This window comes from Pseudoalteromonas sp. T1lg22, assembly GCF_002964645.1.
GTDB lineage: Bacteria > Pseudomonadota > Gammaproteobacteria > Enterobacterales > Alteromonadaceae > Pseudoalteromonas.
The window spans coordinates 122,716-137,786 of the sequence record NZ_PQBY01000016.1 but is presented as its reverse complement, the minus strand read 5'-3'; the positions used below and the strand labels follow the sequence as shown (position 1 = coordinate 137,786).

Genomic DNA, 15,071 nt, shown 5'->3' with positions numbered 1-15,071 from the left:
AGGGTCTGTTTATCTTTGCGGTTAACTTTATGTTCAATCTAAACGCATTCTGATCACGACGCTCGTTATGCTGCATAGTCATTCTATGTTCATAGCGAGTAACACAGAGCAGGATGCGTTTAGATGAACCCGTAGGGCAGCGCTTGTAGCGCATTTCTACTGTGTTGTTACATGTTTATGTAGAATAACTACACCACACATGTGCCGCCTTGTATAAATACACTACAAACTGCTGCAGAAACGAACAACAAAGGTCAACAGACCCTAGCCATTGCGCGGCTTTTATTATTAGGAAGTCATTATGCACATACATATTCTCGGCATCTGCGGTACCTTTATGGGCGGTATTGCGGCGATTGCCAAGGCCTTAGGCCATCATGTGACCGGCTCGGATCAAAACGTTTACCCGCCGATGAGCACTCAGCTTGAAGAGTTAGGCATTGAATTGGTGCAGGGCTATGATCCCGCTCAGCTAGAGCCAGCCCCCGACGTAGTGGTCATTGGTAATGCCATGAGTCGCGGCAATCCCTGTGTTGAATATGTATTGGAAAAAGGCCTGTGTTATACCTCGGGTCCTGAATGGCTAAAAGAGCATATCCTGCGTGATAGCTGGGTGTTAGCGGTCGCCGGTACCCATGGTAAAACCACCACTGCCAGTATGCTGGCCTGGGTGCTGGAATACGCCGGACTCAAGCCGGGCTTTTTAATTGGCGGTGTAGTGCAGAATTTCGGTATCTCGGCGCGCGTGGGTGAAACCCCGTTTTTCGTTATCGAGGCCGATGAATATGACACGGCATTTTTCGACAAGCGCAGTAAGTTTGTCCATTACCTGCCAAGAACGCTGATCCTGAATAACCTGGAATTTGACCATGCGGATATTTTTGCCGACCTAAGCGCCATTCAAACCCAGTTTCACCACCTACTGCGAACTCTGCCAGGCTCGGGCAAGGCGATTTACCCCAGCGATGATCAGGCGCTGGTCGAGGTGATCAACAAGGGCTTTTGGAGTGAACAAGAAGTCTTAGGCGCCGCGCAATGGGATTATCAGCTACTTAAGGCCGATGGCAGTGAATTCACCGTATTGTTTGCCGGTGAGCCGCAAGGCGTGGTGCGTTGGCAGGCCATTGGCGAGCACAATGTTAAGAATGCCCTGATGACCATAGCCGCCGCCCGCCATGTGGGGATTCCGGTGGCAAGCAGCATAGCCGCGCTGGCGGAATTTATCTCGCCTAAGCGCCGTATGGAGCACAAGGGTGAGGTAGTTGGCGTCAATGTTTATGACGACTTTGCCCATCACCCCACGGCCATTGCCACCACCTTGGCGGGTCTGCGTGCCAAGGTCGGCGATGAGCGCATTATTGCGGTGCTAGAGCCGCGCTCAAACACCATGAAGATGGGGGTGCATCAGGACACCCTGCTGGACTCCCTTGCAGGCGCCGATGAAGTATTTTTATTCGAGCCCCCCGAGCTTGGCTGGTCGCTGCAAGAGCGCGCCGAGCAGGCCGGTGCCCGTTGTTTAGCGGATATTGATGCCTTGGTGGCAGAGATAGTGGCCGCGGCCGAAACTGGGAGTCATATATTGGTTATGAGTAACGGTGGCTTTGGCGGCATTCATCAAAAGCTGCTCCATGCCTTAGCACAAAAGGAAACATCATGAGCACATTTAAAGAGCCCATTACCCTGGCCTTTAGCGGCGCCTCCGGAGCCCCTTACGGTTTGCGTTTATTACAGGTGTTGATAGAGCAAGGCCACCAGGTATTTGTGTTGATCTCCAGCGCCGCCCGGGTGGTGTTTGATACCGAATCCGGCATTAAGCTGTCCGGCCATGAGGATAAGGCAACGGAGCAACTCAGTGCCTTGGTCAATGCTGCCGATGGCCAACTTAAGGTCTTTGGTAAGGATAACTGGTTCAGCCCGGTAGCATCAGGCTCAGCCGCGCCGAAAAAAATGGTGGTGTGTCCCTGCAGTGCCGGTACCGTGTCGGCCATTGCCCTAGGCGCCTCGGACAACCTGATGGAGCGTGCCGCCGATGTGGTGATCAAAGAGCGTGGCCAACTGATCTTGGTACCCAGAGAAACCCCTTTTAGTGAAATTCACCTGGAAAATATGCTGAAACTGGCGCGCATGGGCGTCACCATAATGCCGGCGGCTCCGGGCTTTTATCATCAACCTGAGTCGATAGCCGATCTGGTCGACTTTATGGTGGCCCGTATTCTCGATCATCTGGGCATAGAGCAGAGACTTACCTCGCGTTGGGGTTATGGAGAACAAAAATAAATGACCATTGCATTGAATATTCAAGGGTTAAAAAAGACCTATAAAAACGGCGTTGAAGCCGTCAAAGGCATAGATTTAAAAGTACAGCAGGGGGATTTCTTTGCCCTGTTAGGCCCCAATGGCGCCGGTAAGTCCACCACCATAGGGGTGATCTCATCGCTGGTGAACAAAACTGCGGGCAAGGTTGAAGTTTTCGGCCATGATATAGATACCGACCTGGAAGCGGCTAAATCCGAGCTGGGTTTAGTGCCGCAAGAGTTTAACTTTAGCCAGTTTGAAACCCTGCAGCAGATTTTAGTTAACCAGGCCGGTTATTATGGCGTGCCTCGCGCCGAAGCCCATAAGCGTGCCGACAAGTACCTGGCACAGCTTGGTTTGTTAGATAAAAAAGACAAGGCCGCTCGTACGCTTTCTGGTGGTATGAAACGCCGCCTGATGATCGCCCGCGCCCTAATGCATGAGCCCAAGCTGTTGATTCTTGATGAGCCAACCGCGGGTGTAGATATCGAATTACGCCGCTCCATGTGGGATTTCTTACGTGAAATCAACAAGCAAGGGGTGACCATTATTCTTACCACCCACTACTTGGAAGAAGCCGAGTTGCTCTGTAAAAACATCGCCATTATCGACCATGGCATCATAGTTGAGCACACCACCATCAAGGCGCTGCTGGCTAAGCTGGATAAAGAAACCTTTGTGCTTGATTTAAAACAGCCGGTGCAGCCGATAAGCCTGGAGGGCTACCAATTTGCCCTGACCGACGACCACACCCTGGAGGTTGAAGTCGCCAAGTCACAGGGCCTTAATGGTGTATTTAGCGCCTTAAGTGAGCAGGGCAATACTGTGCTAAGCATGCGTAACAAGGCCAACCGTTTAGAAGAGTTGTTCGTCGGCTTGTTAAATCAAGGGCGAGGGGAGTGATCATGTTGAAGTATGGCATTGCGCTAAAAAGTATTTGGATCAAAGAATGTATTCGCTTTTTGCGAATTTGGGTGCAAACCCTGGTACCCCCGGCGATCACCATGACTTTGTATTTCGTGATTTTTGGTAGCCTGATCGGCTCGCGCATCGGCGAAATGGGTGGCTTTAGCTATATGGAATTTATCGTCCCGGGTCTGATCATGATGTCGGTGATCACTAACTCCTACTCTAATGTGGCTTCAAGTTTCTATTCCACCAAGTTTCAAAAGAGTATAGAAGAGCTGCTGGTGGCGCCGGTGCCCAATTACATTATTGTGCTGGGTTATATGGGCGGTGGCATGGCTCGTGGCATGCTGGTGGGCTTAATCGTGACCCTGGTATCACTGTTTTTTGTGGATATTCAAATTCATAATATCTTTGTGATTGTCGCCACGGTGATTTTAACTTCGGCGGTGTTTGCCCTCGGCGGTTTAATTAATGCCGTGTATGCCAACAGCTTCGACGATATCAGCATTATCCCGACCTTTGTGCTAACGCCACTGACTTACTTGGGCGGCGTGTTTTATTCCATCACGCTACTGCCTGAGTTTTGGCAAGGGGTATCGCAAATTAACCCCATCATCTACATGGTCAATGCTTTTCGCTTTGGCTTTTTAGGTGTGTCCGATGTAAATATCTGGTTCTCATTCGCCGTCTTGCTGGCGTTTATTACTGTGTTATTTACCTTAGCATTAACATTGATTCGTAAAGGTGTGGGGTTACGTCACTGATGAGCGAAGCAAATTCAAGAGCCATAGTCTCTAACCAGCCAAGCCTGCATGAAAAACTTGATGAAGTGGTGAACAAGCACCTGAGTGCGGAGTTTAAAAAGCCCATTGCCGCGCATACTCAAGCGGCCTTTGATGAGGTTAATGCCAGGGTGCAGGCTTTTAATGGCCCTATTATTCTTGATTCCTGTTGTGGCGTCGGGGAGAGTACAGCTAACTTGGCTAAGCTGCACCCAGACGCGCTAGTGATAGGCATAGATAAGTCGGCGCACCGTTTAGATAAGCATGATGTGCAGTATCGCCAGGATGAAGATGCCCAGTATATGCTGGTGCAGGCGGATCTGAACGACTTTTGGCGCTTGGCCGTGCAGGCCAACTGGCAGCCAACGCACCATTATTTGCTCTATCCCAACCCTTGGCCCAAGGCCAAGCACTTGCAGCGACGCTGGCATGGCGCCGCGGTATTCCCAAGCATAGTGCAGCTTGGCGGCAAGCTTGAACTGCGCAGCAACTGGGATATTTATGTGCGTGAGTTTGCCCGTGCTCTGCAACTGGCGGGACACCCAACTCAGGTCAGTGAGTATGCCAGTGACACAGCCATTACCCCGTTCGAGCGTAAGTATTGGGCCAGTGGCCAGCAAAGCTATCGCTTAGTGGTTGATCTGTAAGCGTATCTGGTTGGGCACAAGGACGGACTCCGAACTTGTGCCCATCACTGAAACTTATGTTGAGAATGTCGTAAAAAATTCATGCAACATTCTTAAAATTGACCAAAGCTGCAAGACTTTTTTAGGTGATTGCTATAAAGTGAGCGCAAGTAAATCGACCGCTTGAAGCGATCCGTCATCGCCTTATATCGGTATAGTGAACCGGTATCCAAGCCAACCCAATTAGGTATGTCATGAGTGATAAGCGTTTTGCCGTAGCATCAGAGCACAGCTTGATGCGCGTCTTTACGGTGCCAGAGGCACCGGACTCAACGCTCAGCAAAATAGAAGCCGAGATCTCCAGTAACCTGGCCGGTTTCCTGAATGAGAACATCGCTGCGGTGGAAAAACCGCTGCATGAAATTGAGCGCGATTTTGAATCGGCGCAGATCCCAGAAGAGCCTATGTTTGTCAGCGCTCACGCGCAGGACATCATGGATAAGCTGGTGGCGCACTCGGTACACACCGCAGCTCCAAGCTTTATCGGCCATATGACCTCGGCCCTGCCTCACTTTGTGTTGCCACTGTCTAAGCTGATGGTGGGTTTAAACCAAAACCTGGTAAAAATTGAGACCTCTAAGGCCTTTACGCCTTTGGAGCGCCAGGTTATCGGCATGCTCCATCATATGGCTTATGACCGTAAGCAGGGTTTTTATGATAAATGGATGCACAGTGCCAAGACATCCTTAGGCGCTTTTTGCTCCGGCGGTACAGTGGCTAATATTACGGCGCTGTGGATCGCCCGTAACCGCTTACTCAAACCCGAAGGTGATTTTAAAGGCATAGGCGCTCAAGGCCTTATTGCGGCCATGTTCCACTATGGCTACAAGGGCCTGGCGGTACTGGTGTCGGAGCGCGGTCACTATTCACTGGGTAAGTCGGCAGACTTACTTGGCATAGGTCGCGACCACTTTATATCCATTCCTACCGATAAAGACAATAAGGTGGATGTGGAGGCCATGCGCAAAGAAGCGCAGGCGCTGCAGGCGCAAGGTATTAAGGTGATGGCCATTGTCGGTGTAGCCGGGACTACGGAAACCGGTAATATCGACCCTCTTAATGAAATGGCGGATTTGGCGGCGGAAATCGACTGCCATTTCCATGTCGATGCAGCCTGGGGGGGGGCGACCCTGTTGTCGCAAAATGCCCGTCATTTGTTGGCCGGTATCGAGCGTGCCGACTCCATCACCATAGATGCCCATAAACAAATGTATGTGCCCATGGGCGCGGGTATCGTGCTGTTTAAAGATCCCACGGCCACCGATGCCATCGAACACCACGCCGAATATATTCTGCGTAAGGGCTCAAAAGACTTAGGCAGCCATACCCTGGAAGGCAGCCGTCCGGGCATGGCCATGCTGGTGCATGCCTGCTTGCGTATTATTGGTCGTAAAGGCTATGAAATGCTGATCGACAAGAGCTTGGACAAGGCCCGTTACTTTGCCGACTTGATCAAGGCGGAGCCGGACTTTGAACTGATCTCCGAGCCTGAGCTGTGTTTGCTGACCTATCGCTATGTGCCCGAGGCCATCAAGGCGCGCTTAAAAACCGCCGATGAGCAAACCAAGCTGGATATTTACGCTGCCCTTAACCGCTTTACCGCCAGTATGCAGAAGCGCCAGCGTGAAGCCGGACGTTCATTCGTGTCGCGAACCCGATTAACGCCGCCAGAATATGGCTATCAGCCGACCGTAGTGTTCCGTGTGGTCTTGGCTAACCCTCTTACTTCAAAGGAAATATTGCAAAATATCCTGGCTGAGCAGCGGGAGCTGGCCTTGTCCGATCCCATGTATAAGAAATACCTAGCGAAATACTTAACCTGAGGTTTGGGTAAGGGATGAGCTAACTTATTGTTTTTTAAAGTTCACTATAATACCAATTCTGTTAAGTATGTGATCAGATATAGCGCTGGATAAATGATGTGATAACAAGGCGGAATTTTTCCTATGTAGTTATTCTACATATAAAAATTCCAACACCGTTAGCACGATATTTAGCCCGCTAGAATGATTAGCTATTTAAGTGAATTGGTATAAATATACCCCCTTGTCTAGCCAGAGAGTTTTAGGGATAACCAGCGAATTTACGCACTAATAGCTGGCTATTGGTAGTGAATTCAACGCCGTTAGCGCCAAAACTGGCTGCTAGAAAGGCATTAGCTATCCGAAGCTCAGGTTACTTATAATTGCTCGCAGAAGTTGAGCAAATCGCGCAGCAGGGCTTTTCGTATGGAGTCCTGCTCGCATAAAAGTTCATGCCGAGCGCCAGAGTAGGTTTTTAATGCCGCCTGCTGCTGGGCATGGACAAAGTCCTGATAGGGCGAGGTATCCACCACACTATCTTGTTGCGCTGCGGCAATAAACAAGGGCACAGGGCACAGACTCTTCCTTAGTTTTGCTATCGCCTTAAAGGCCGCATTCAACCATTTATAGGTCACGCCACCTAGCTGTAATTCCGGGCTTTGCTGATACAAGGCACGAAAACGCCGGTAACGCTCCTCACTATGGGTTAATTCATTTTCGCTAAAGGGCACCGCCGCATAGGGGCCGTGTCCGGGCACATAACCTTCGCCCTTAGTAAAGGTGCAGACAGAGCTGGCCCACAACTTGGCGAGCCAGGGCGCCGTTGAGCCCGTGTTTATCTGCAACATGGGGGCACTTAAAAAGAGTCCGGCAAACTGTTCAGGATGAGTGCATGCATAATCCAGAGCGATGGCGCCGCCCATGGAGTGACCGAGCAAGACCTTTTTGCCCGGCCATTGGGGATTGACGACCTGGGTAATAAACTCATGCAGATCCGATTTATAGTCCTCGAAATCGCCGACATAGCCCTTATGGGTATCGGTAAGATGGCGGTAGGAGCGCCCCTGGCCCTGATGATCGACTATAAACACGGCGATATTGTTACGCGCCAGCTCCCACAGCAATTCCTGATATTTTTGCGCCGCTTCGATGCGCCCCGAGCTGATCACCAAGGCGTAATCGGCGCGATAGGGCAGATGATAGGCGTAAAACAACTTACCATGCTTGGTATCCAAAAAGCCTGAGATCATATCCTGATGCCAAAAATGGGCAATGGCATCATCGTTTTTATGGAGCAGGGCTTCGCTGGAATAAAACATTCAGTATTAAGTCGTAGGTAGCTTGATGGTGGCTACTAAACCACCTTGAGGATGATTTTGCAATACCAGCTCCCCCTGATGGGCGGCGATGGCCTTGGCGGCAATGGCCAAACCTAGCCCGGTGCCGCCGCTGTGGCGGGTGCGGGCTGTGTCCACACGATAGAAGGGCTCGGTAATATGAGCCAGTTCTTGCTCGGCAACGCCCGGGCCATCATCGCGAATGCTCAGTTGCCATTGTTGCTGTTCATGCTTGAGCGTCACGTCGATATGGCTATTGGCATATTTGATGGCGTTGCGCAGCAGGTTTTCGCAGGCGCTTGCCAAGAGCATGGCATCGACATTCAGCAGCGGTTGCTCTGGCAATTGGGGTAAGCTGATGGTTTTGTTGTGTGATTTGGCCTCAAATTCGGCATCGGTAAACACAGGGGCAAACAGTTGCGCCGGAGAAAAGGCTTGGGTTTGTAGGCTTTGCTGGCGGTTTTCCAGGCGTGATAGCGTCAGGATGCGCTCTATCATCAGGTCCAAAAGTTGCGCTTCTTTTTCTATACGTTGCAGCTGTGCCAAGGTGTCTTTATCGGCCTTGTCCTGAGCTATGGCGCAGGCCAGTGATAAGCGCGTGAGCGGTGAGCGCAGCTCGTGAGAGATATCACCAAGCAAGGTCCTTTGGGTATTGACCAGGGTTTCCAGACGCTGCGCCATGGCGTTGAATTCACGGGCGAGAATGCCTATTTCATCGTTTCGCTGTGCGGCTTGAGTCACACGGCTGTCGAGTTGACCCTCGGCAATGGCCCGGGCACTAGAGCGCAGGGAATTAAGCGGGCCTATCAGGGTGCGGGTAAAGAGAAAACTCAACAATAAAGAGGCTCCTACGGCAACCGCTACCTTTAGCCAATGGGGCAGGAGTTTGAGACGCACAAACCAGGGCAGGGTGCGACCTGGGCGCAGCTCATACAGTTGGTACTGGCCATCTGGCAAATTGATCAACAAGGGCCCGAGGGCGTGGAAATGCTCATTAAAAATCATCTGTGGCATCATATCCTGGCGAAAATTCAGCAGGCCTAAATCCACCTCATCAGCGGCGTTAAAGTTACTGTAGGCCAGGTCTTTTTCCGGTGAATACAGATATAGCTTACGTTTTTTCATGCGTCCTTGGTTGATCACTGCCTCTGCCGTGTGCTGATGCTTTTTAGCCGAACGCTCCAGAGCATGACCCAAACGCTTAAAGTAATGGGCATCGCTGCCCTGCAAGGGTTCATAACTGAGATCGCTGAAGCTAACTGAGCTCAGTGCCGCCATGAGTATTATGGTGGCCGCGAAGGTGAGCCAGAACCACAGGAAAATTTTTACATAGAGCTTGTTAAGAGGCTTGAACACTTAGGCGTCTCCGATCAGTACGTAGCCGGCACCGCGAACGGTGCGAATGCGCTCGTTTTCTATGTGTTCGGCTATTTTTTTGCGCAGGTTGCTGACATGCATATCTATGGAGCGATCGTAGGGCGCCAAACGCCGGCCTAACACCTGCTCGCTGATCTGCTCCTTGCTGATCACTGCGCCGGGCTCTTGTAACAATAGATGTAAGATTGCAAATTCGGTACCTGTCAGGGTCAGGGCTTGCCCTTGCGCGCTGGCGCTGCGACTTTGCATACAGATATTCAGGTTGGCAAATTCCAACTCTTGGCGCGGCTGGCTGTTGTTTATATGTTCTATGCGCCGGGTGATCGCCTTGATCCTTGCTATCAGTTCGCGATGATTAAAGGGTTTAGGAATATAGTCATCGGCACCAAGCTCAAGGCCGAAGATGCGATCAAAATCATCGCCCTTGGCGGTTAGCATGATCACTGGTACCAAGGAAGTGGCGCGCAGTTGCTTAAGTACCTCAAAGCCGTCGAGCTTAGGCAGCATTACATCAAGCAGGATCAGGTCATGTCTGTTTTCCATGGCCATTGCCAGGCCTTGCTCACCATCGTGAGCACATTCCACTCCAAAGCCTTGGGAGTGTATATATTCACTGAGCATGGAGGCCAGTTCAATGTCGTCGTCTATTAATAAAACCTTCATCGCCTATCTCAAAAACACGGGAACTAGTTTCATCTTAACTGATAGCAAGTTTCCAGTGCGACACCTTTACACAACCTTTACGTGCTCCTGACACTGCTTTGCGTTGCGCTTGCTAGAGTAAATAACACACCCAGTTCACAACCAAGGACAACTTAGGAGTCCGTTATGAAATTAAATAAATTACTTACAGCCGCCGTTATTTCTATCGGCTTAGCATCAAGCGTCGCCATGGCAGGCCAGGGCGGTCATCATAAGCAGGGTGAGCACGGCATGCTAAGCGAGCACATGATTGAGCAATTACAGCTTAGCGAGCAACAGCAAACGCAAATCAAAGCCATTATGGATGCCAATAAACAACTTAAGCCGCAACGAGGCTCGCGTCACGAGGGCTACAAGGCTTTGCAAGCGCTAACTAATACCAGCGAAAGTTTTGATGAGCAGGCGGCCCGAGAAATCATTCAGGCCCAGCAAAGTAAACAGATGGAGCGCAAGATTGCTCATCTGAAAAGCAAGCATCAGGTATGGAATCTTCTTACCGAAGAGCAGCAACAAAAGTTTGCACAAATGAAGGAAAAGCGTAATAAACGTCATGCCGAGAAACGGGATGTCAATAAATAAGCTGGTTTGATTTGAGCTACGCAGTAATAAAAGGGGGAAATTTCTCCCTTTTTCTTTGTGTGTTTATAAGGAGATGAACGCTGCCGGGAATACAGTGTGAGCATCAGTTAAACACCAGGGATAAATTTTATTGCAGATAAAAAAGACGCGACCATATAGGTCGCGCTGACGGAATTTTCCAGCATCCTGCCGGCATTGAAGCAAGTTCAATTCCCTGTAATCACTGGGTGATTAAGCTGCAACATGGCTGCTGCAGTGTCGTCCCTGTCCCCTTTTTCCTGTGACAACCTGTCGTACGGTTTAGTGCATCGCATGTAGTTAGCATTTTGAATAACTAAGCCGCTTTGGTTCTCTCCCCCACATCCTGTGTTGCCCGCTCCCTGCTGGCGTTCCTTAGGCGAACCAATGCCCGTATCCCCTCGCACATCCTGTGCCTGAGCATCCTGCTCTTTTTCCTTGTCCTAGATTACAGTCCTTCGTGTTCTGCATCCTGCAGCTGTCCTTCCTGGCAGTCCCTGCTAAGTTTTCCTAACTTTGCCGCTTGTACGCCCTCACAAGCAATGAAGATAGTATAAGGGAATGTTTCTTCCCTGGTCAGCCAGGTAAACTCATAATAAAAGCTGTAAAACCCGCGTAATAAACTATGTTTTCCTTAATAAATAATGAGTTACGCAATTTTTTGTTTAAATTTTTAGCACTGATTGCGGCAATCGCCATGTGACTTGTAAGACATATCTCACAAGGTGGGGGGCCAACTGGGAAATTATTGGGGTTACCAGCGGTTTAGCACTGTACTTTTTCGTCTTAAACAGTATGATGCTTTTGAGAATTATTTTTATTTAACTAGGAGCTCTTGGTGAAGAAAGCACTTGGATTTGCATTGGCATCGGTTGTTTCAGTTTTGTCTGCAGCGCCAGCAGTAGCCTCAGAAACCGTTAATATTTACTCATTTCGCCAGCCCTTCTTAATTGAACCTATTTTAGAAAAATTCACCGAGCAAACCGGTATCGAAACCAAGGTGGTGTTTGCCAAAAAAGGTCTTATCGAGCGTTTAAAGCGTGAAGGCAAGCATACGCAGGCTGATTTGGTGCTAACCTCAAACTTCAGTGCGTTAATGCAGCTAGAAGACATGGCACTGACGCAAACCATCAGCAGCGAGCAGATCGATGCCAATATTCCCGCCGGCTTTCGCGACCCTGATGGTCAGTGGGTGGCACTGACCAAGCGCGTGCGTAATGTTTATTCGTCAAAAGACAGAGTCGGCAAGCTAGATAGCCTGAGTTACGAAGACCTGGCCACGGATGCGTATGCCAACAAGGTTTGTATGCGTCCGGGCAAGCACCCTTATAACCTGGGTTTGGTGGCATCCATGATAGCTCACCATGGTGAAGCCGAGACGAAAAAGTGGCTCGAAGGCCTAAAAGCCAACCTGGCGCGTAAGCCGCAAGGAAATGACCGCGCTCAAGTGAGAGCGGTGAAAGAGGGCCTGTGTGATGTGGCCATAGGTAACAGCTATTACTTCGGCAAAATGATGCAGGATGAGCAGCAAAAGGCCTGGGCGGATGCCGTGTATATCAACTTCCCTAACCAGCAAGACCGTGGCGCTCATGTGAACGTCTCTGGTGTGGTACTGACCAAGCACTCGAAAAACAAGGAAAATGCCTTGAAACTGATCGAGTTTATGACCGACAATACGGCACAAAATATGTATGCCTCCGTCAATATGGAATATCCGGTGAAGCCGGGTGTGCCCTTGTCTGAGCTGGTTGCGTCCTGGGGTGAGTTTAAAGAAGATACGCTGCCGCTGGGGGAAATTAGCAAGCACCGTAGCGCCGCGTTACGACTCCTTGACGAGGTTAAATTCGACCTTTAACTGATTAGTTTCAATGCAGTTTAAATTTTCGCTGTCCTGGTGGCAGCTGATTGCGTGGACGACAGGCTTAGGCCTGTCGTTGCCGTTAGGCTTCCTGATTTTTGAATCCTTGCAAAGTGATCCTCTGGTGTTTGCGCATTTGTGGGAAACCGTGCTGTGGGATTATATTGGCAACACCATCTTGTTGATCCTTGGCGTGGCCTTGTTGAGCTGCGTGATAGCGCTGCCGCTGGGATGGTTGGTGGCCTATTGTGATTTCCCCGGTAAAAAGCTTTTTTCCTGGGCCTTGATGTTGCCCCTGGCCATGCCCTCCTACCTGATTGCCTACGTGTATACAGATTTGTTCGACTATGCGGGGCCAGTGCAAATTGCGCTGCGCGATGCCTTTGGTTGGCAATCTCCCGACGACTATTGGTTTTTCGATATCCGCACCCTAGGCGGTGCCATAGTTATGCTGGCCTTGGTGTTATATCCCTATTTGTTTCTAATTTTTAAAACGGCGCTTAAGGAGCAGTCACATAAGCTGGTGCAGGCCGCGGAGATCATGGGGAATACGCCGGTGCAAAGCTTTTTTAAGATCAGTCTGCCTTTGAGCCAGGGCGCCATTGCCGCGGCGGTAGCGTTGATCAGCATGGAAGCCATGGCCGACTTTGCCACCGTAAGTTACTTTGCCGTCAGCACCTTAACAACCGCCGTTTATGATACTTGGTTTGGTTACTACTCCTTGACCGCGGCGGCGAAAATTTCCGGCATCATGCTGCTAATTCTGTTTGTGGCGATTTTTATTGAGCGCTATTCCCGTCGTAATCAGGCTGTGTTTGAGCGACAAACCCAGCCCAGTGATGAGTCTCTCTATCCGCTCACCGGTGGCAAGGCATTCGCCGCCAGCGCTTTTGCCAGCCTAGTATTATTGGTCGCCTTTGTGGTGCCGGTCTGGGTGCTCGGGGGTTATGCCATCGATTACTTCGAGCAGGCCTGGAACAGCGAGTTTTTCCTTTATGCCTGGCAAAGCCTGAAGATTTCCGCTCTGGTGAGCGTCCTGGCTATTACCCTGAGTATCTTGGTGGTTTACTTTCAGCGCTTAACGCCTTCGCCTGCCAGCCTTTGGCCTGGGCGTCTTGCCAGCACAGGCTATGCCTTACCGGGTACGGTACTGGCCATCGCCGTGTTGTTGCCGCTGACGACTCTGGAAGAGAGCATCAATCTGTGGCTTGAGCCCTACGATAAGGCTCCTGGGCTGTTCTTAAGCGGCACCCTGTTTGCAATTGTGTTTGCCTATGTGGTGCGCTTTTACGCCATTGCCCACGGCAGCATAGAATCGAGTTTTAGCCGTATTAGCCCGAGTTTGGATATGGCCAGCCAGTCCATGGGGCGCAATGCGAGGCAAACCCTGACCAGTGTACATATTCCTATTCTGAAGCGGGGCATTTTAACCGCAGGATTATTGGTCTTTATCGAATGTATGAAAGAGCTACCAGCGGCCTTGCTGCTGCGGCCTTTTAACTTCGAAACCCTGGCCACCCATGTGTTCCAATATGTCAGCGACGAACAGCTTGAGCTGGCCTCGGTGGCGGCCTTGTTTATCGTCCTTGTGGGTCTTATTCCGCTTTATTTTATTAACCGCTCTATGGAGCAAAAACACTGATGACGGCACAGCTTCATTTAGACAATATCAGCTTTAACTATGGCGAGCGTGCCGTGGTGGATAACCTGAGCCTGCATTTGGGCGATAACGAAATTCTTTGCCTGTTAGGAGCCAGTGGCTGCGGCAAAACCACCACTCTTAAGGCCATCGCCGGTTTGCTGCGCCCGCATCAAGGGGTTATCCGTCTCGGCGAGACCATTTTATGCGACGATAATCGCTTTGTGGCGCCTCAGCATCGTAATATGGGCATGATGTTTCAGGACTATGCCCTATTTCCACACTTAAATGTGGCCCAGAATATCGCCTTTGGTTTAAAGGCCATGACCCGGGCCAACAAGGTGCAGCGGGTTAAGGAAATGCTGGCGCTGGTCCATCTCGAAGACTGTGCCAACCGCTACCCGCATCAGTTATCCGGTGGCCAGCAGCAGCGAGTCGCCATCGCCCGAGCCTTAGCCTATAAGCCTAGCCTCTTGTTGTTGGATGAGCCTTTTTCCAATATTGACCATCAGGTGCGCTTTCAGCTGATCGCCGATATTCGTCGCATTATTAAAGACCAGCAGGTGTCGGCGATTTTCGTGACTCACTCCAAGGAAGAGGCCTTTGCCTTTGCCGATACCCTGGCGGTGATGCATGAAGGGAAAATTGCTCAACAGGGTACACCGCAGCAGCTTTTTCATCACCCGCGCTCGAAAGTGGTGGCCGAGTTTCTTGGCTCAGGTTTATATCTGGATGCGCAAAAACAGGATGACTATCACTTTGAAACCCAGTTTGGCGTGGTTCAATCGCACCAAGCGGTGGCGGGTAATGAGCTTACCGGGCAGTTATACGTGCGCCCGCACGACTTGCAACTGATACGCGATGACAAGGGGCCTGTAACCGTTGTGTCTAAGCGTTTTGTCGGCACCGAGTATGTGTATCGGGTGCAGGTGTTAGGGCAAGAGATTGAAATACCAGTAAAACAACCTGAACAAGAGTTTTTGCCGGGACAAAGGCTATCTATTACAATTAGTTCCCATGCGGTGAATTTTTTCACCGCCTAAAACAGCCCCAGCCCGCAGCGCAGGCGGGCACAATCCAAGAATAA

General features: G+C 50.5%; 13 protein-coding genes. 10 read left to right on the top strand and 3 right to left on the bottom strand.

What is annotated here, in order from left to right; all coding sequences use genetic code 11:
* The first annotated feature begins 301 nt into the window (after positions 1-301).
* From mpl to panP, 6 genes are all read left to right on the top strand, one after another.
* On the top strand, positions 302-1,657 hold the full coding sequence (gene mpl / locus C2M24_RS10205; RefSeq protein ID WP_105214719.1) for a UDP-N-acetylmuramate:L-alanyl-gamma-D-glutamyl-meso-diaminopimelate ligase: 1,356 nt from the start codon (positions 302-304) through the stop codon (positions 1,655-1,657).
* Positions 1,654-2,277, top strand: a complete 624-nt coding sequence (locus tag C2M24_RS10200) for a flavin prenyltransferase UbiX (protein WP_105214717.1) — start codon at positions 1,654-1,656, stop codon at positions 2,275-2,277. Before mpl ends, C2M24_RS10200 begins: the two co-directional genes overlap by 4 nt.
* Positions 2,278-3,198, top strand: a complete 921-nt coding sequence (locus tag C2M24_RS10195; protein WP_105214715.1) for an ABC transporter ATP-binding protein — start codon at positions 2,278-2,280, stop codon at positions 3,196-3,198. It begins immediately after the preceding gene.
* 2 nt (positions 3,199-3,200) lie between these two features.
* Positions 3,201-3,968 (top strand): ABC transporter permease, encoded by a 768-nt coding sequence (locus C2M24_RS10190; RefSeq protein WP_105214713.1) that lies wholly within the window; start codon positions 3,201-3,203, stop codon positions 3,966-3,968.
* Entirely contained in the window at positions 3,968-4,633 is a 666-nt protein-coding gene (gene trmB, locus C2M24_RS10185) for a tRNA (guanine(46)-N(7))-methyltransferase TrmB (RefSeq protein ID WP_105200179.1), read from the top strand. Before C2M24_RS10190 ends, trmB begins: the two co-directional genes overlap by 1 nt.
* A 233-nt stretch (positions 4,634-4,866) precedes the next feature.
* Positions 4,867-6,495 (top strand): pyridoxal-dependent aspartate 1-decarboxylase PanP, encoded by a 1,629-nt coding sequence (gene panP / locus C2M24_RS10180; protein WP_105200180.1) that lies wholly within the window; start codon positions 4,867-4,869, stop codon positions 6,493-6,495.
* Between the two features lie 356 nt (positions 6,496-6,851).
* Here the strand turns inward: panP and C2M24_RS10175 are convergent, their stop codons facing one another.
* From C2M24_RS10175 to C2M24_RS10165, 3 genes are read right to left on the bottom strand one after another with little or no spacing between them, the layout of a single operon-like run.
* Positions 6,852-7,793, bottom strand: coding sequence for an alpha/beta fold hydrolase (locus C2M24_RS10175; protein WP_105214711.1), 942 nt, complete (start codon positions 7,791-7,793; stop codon positions 6,852-6,854).
* A gap of 6 nt (positions 7,794-7,799) precedes the next feature.
* Entirely contained in the window at positions 7,800-9,167 is a 1,368-nt protein-coding gene (locus C2M24_RS10170) for an ATP-binding protein (RefSeq protein ID WP_105214709.1), read from the bottom strand.
* The gene (locus C2M24_RS10165) at positions 9,168-9,851 is read right to left on the bottom strand and encodes a response regulator transcription factor (RefSeq protein WP_105214707.1); all 684 of its coding nucleotides are present in this window, start codon (positions 9,849-9,851) and stop codon (positions 9,168-9,170) included.
* 165 nt (positions 9,852-10,016) lie between these two features.
* Between C2M24_RS10165 and C2M24_RS10160 the strand changes: the two genes are divergently transcribed.
* From C2M24_RS10160 to C2M24_RS10140, 4 genes are all read left to right on the top strand, one after another.
* Positions 10,017-10,469 carry a Spy/CpxP family protein refolding chaperone gene (locus C2M24_RS10160; protein ID WP_105214705.1) on the top strand — a complete coding sequence of 151 codons (453 nt, stop codon included), beginning with the start codon at positions 10,017-10,019 and terminating at the stop codon, positions 10,467-10,469.
* 856 nt (positions 10,470-11,325) lie between these two features.
* Positions 11,326-12,342, top strand: a complete 1,017-nt coding sequence (locus C2M24_RS10150; protein ID WP_105214701.1) for a Fe(3+) ABC transporter substrate-binding protein — start codon at positions 11,326-11,328, stop codon at positions 12,340-12,342.
* Positions 12,343-12,355: 13 nt separating this feature from the next.
* Positions 12,356-13,987, top strand: coding sequence for an ABC transporter permease (locus C2M24_RS10145; protein WP_105214699.1), 1,632 nt, complete (start codon positions 12,356-12,358; stop codon positions 13,985-13,987).
* Complete coding sequence (locus C2M24_RS10140) at positions 13,987-15,027, top strand: ABC transporter ATP-binding protein (RefSeq protein ID WP_105214697.1); 1,041 nt, start codon at positions 13,987-13,989, stop codon at positions 15,025-15,027. Before C2M24_RS10145 ends, C2M24_RS10140 begins: the two co-directional genes overlap by 1 nt.
* Positions 15,028-15,071 lie beyond the last annotated feature (44 nt).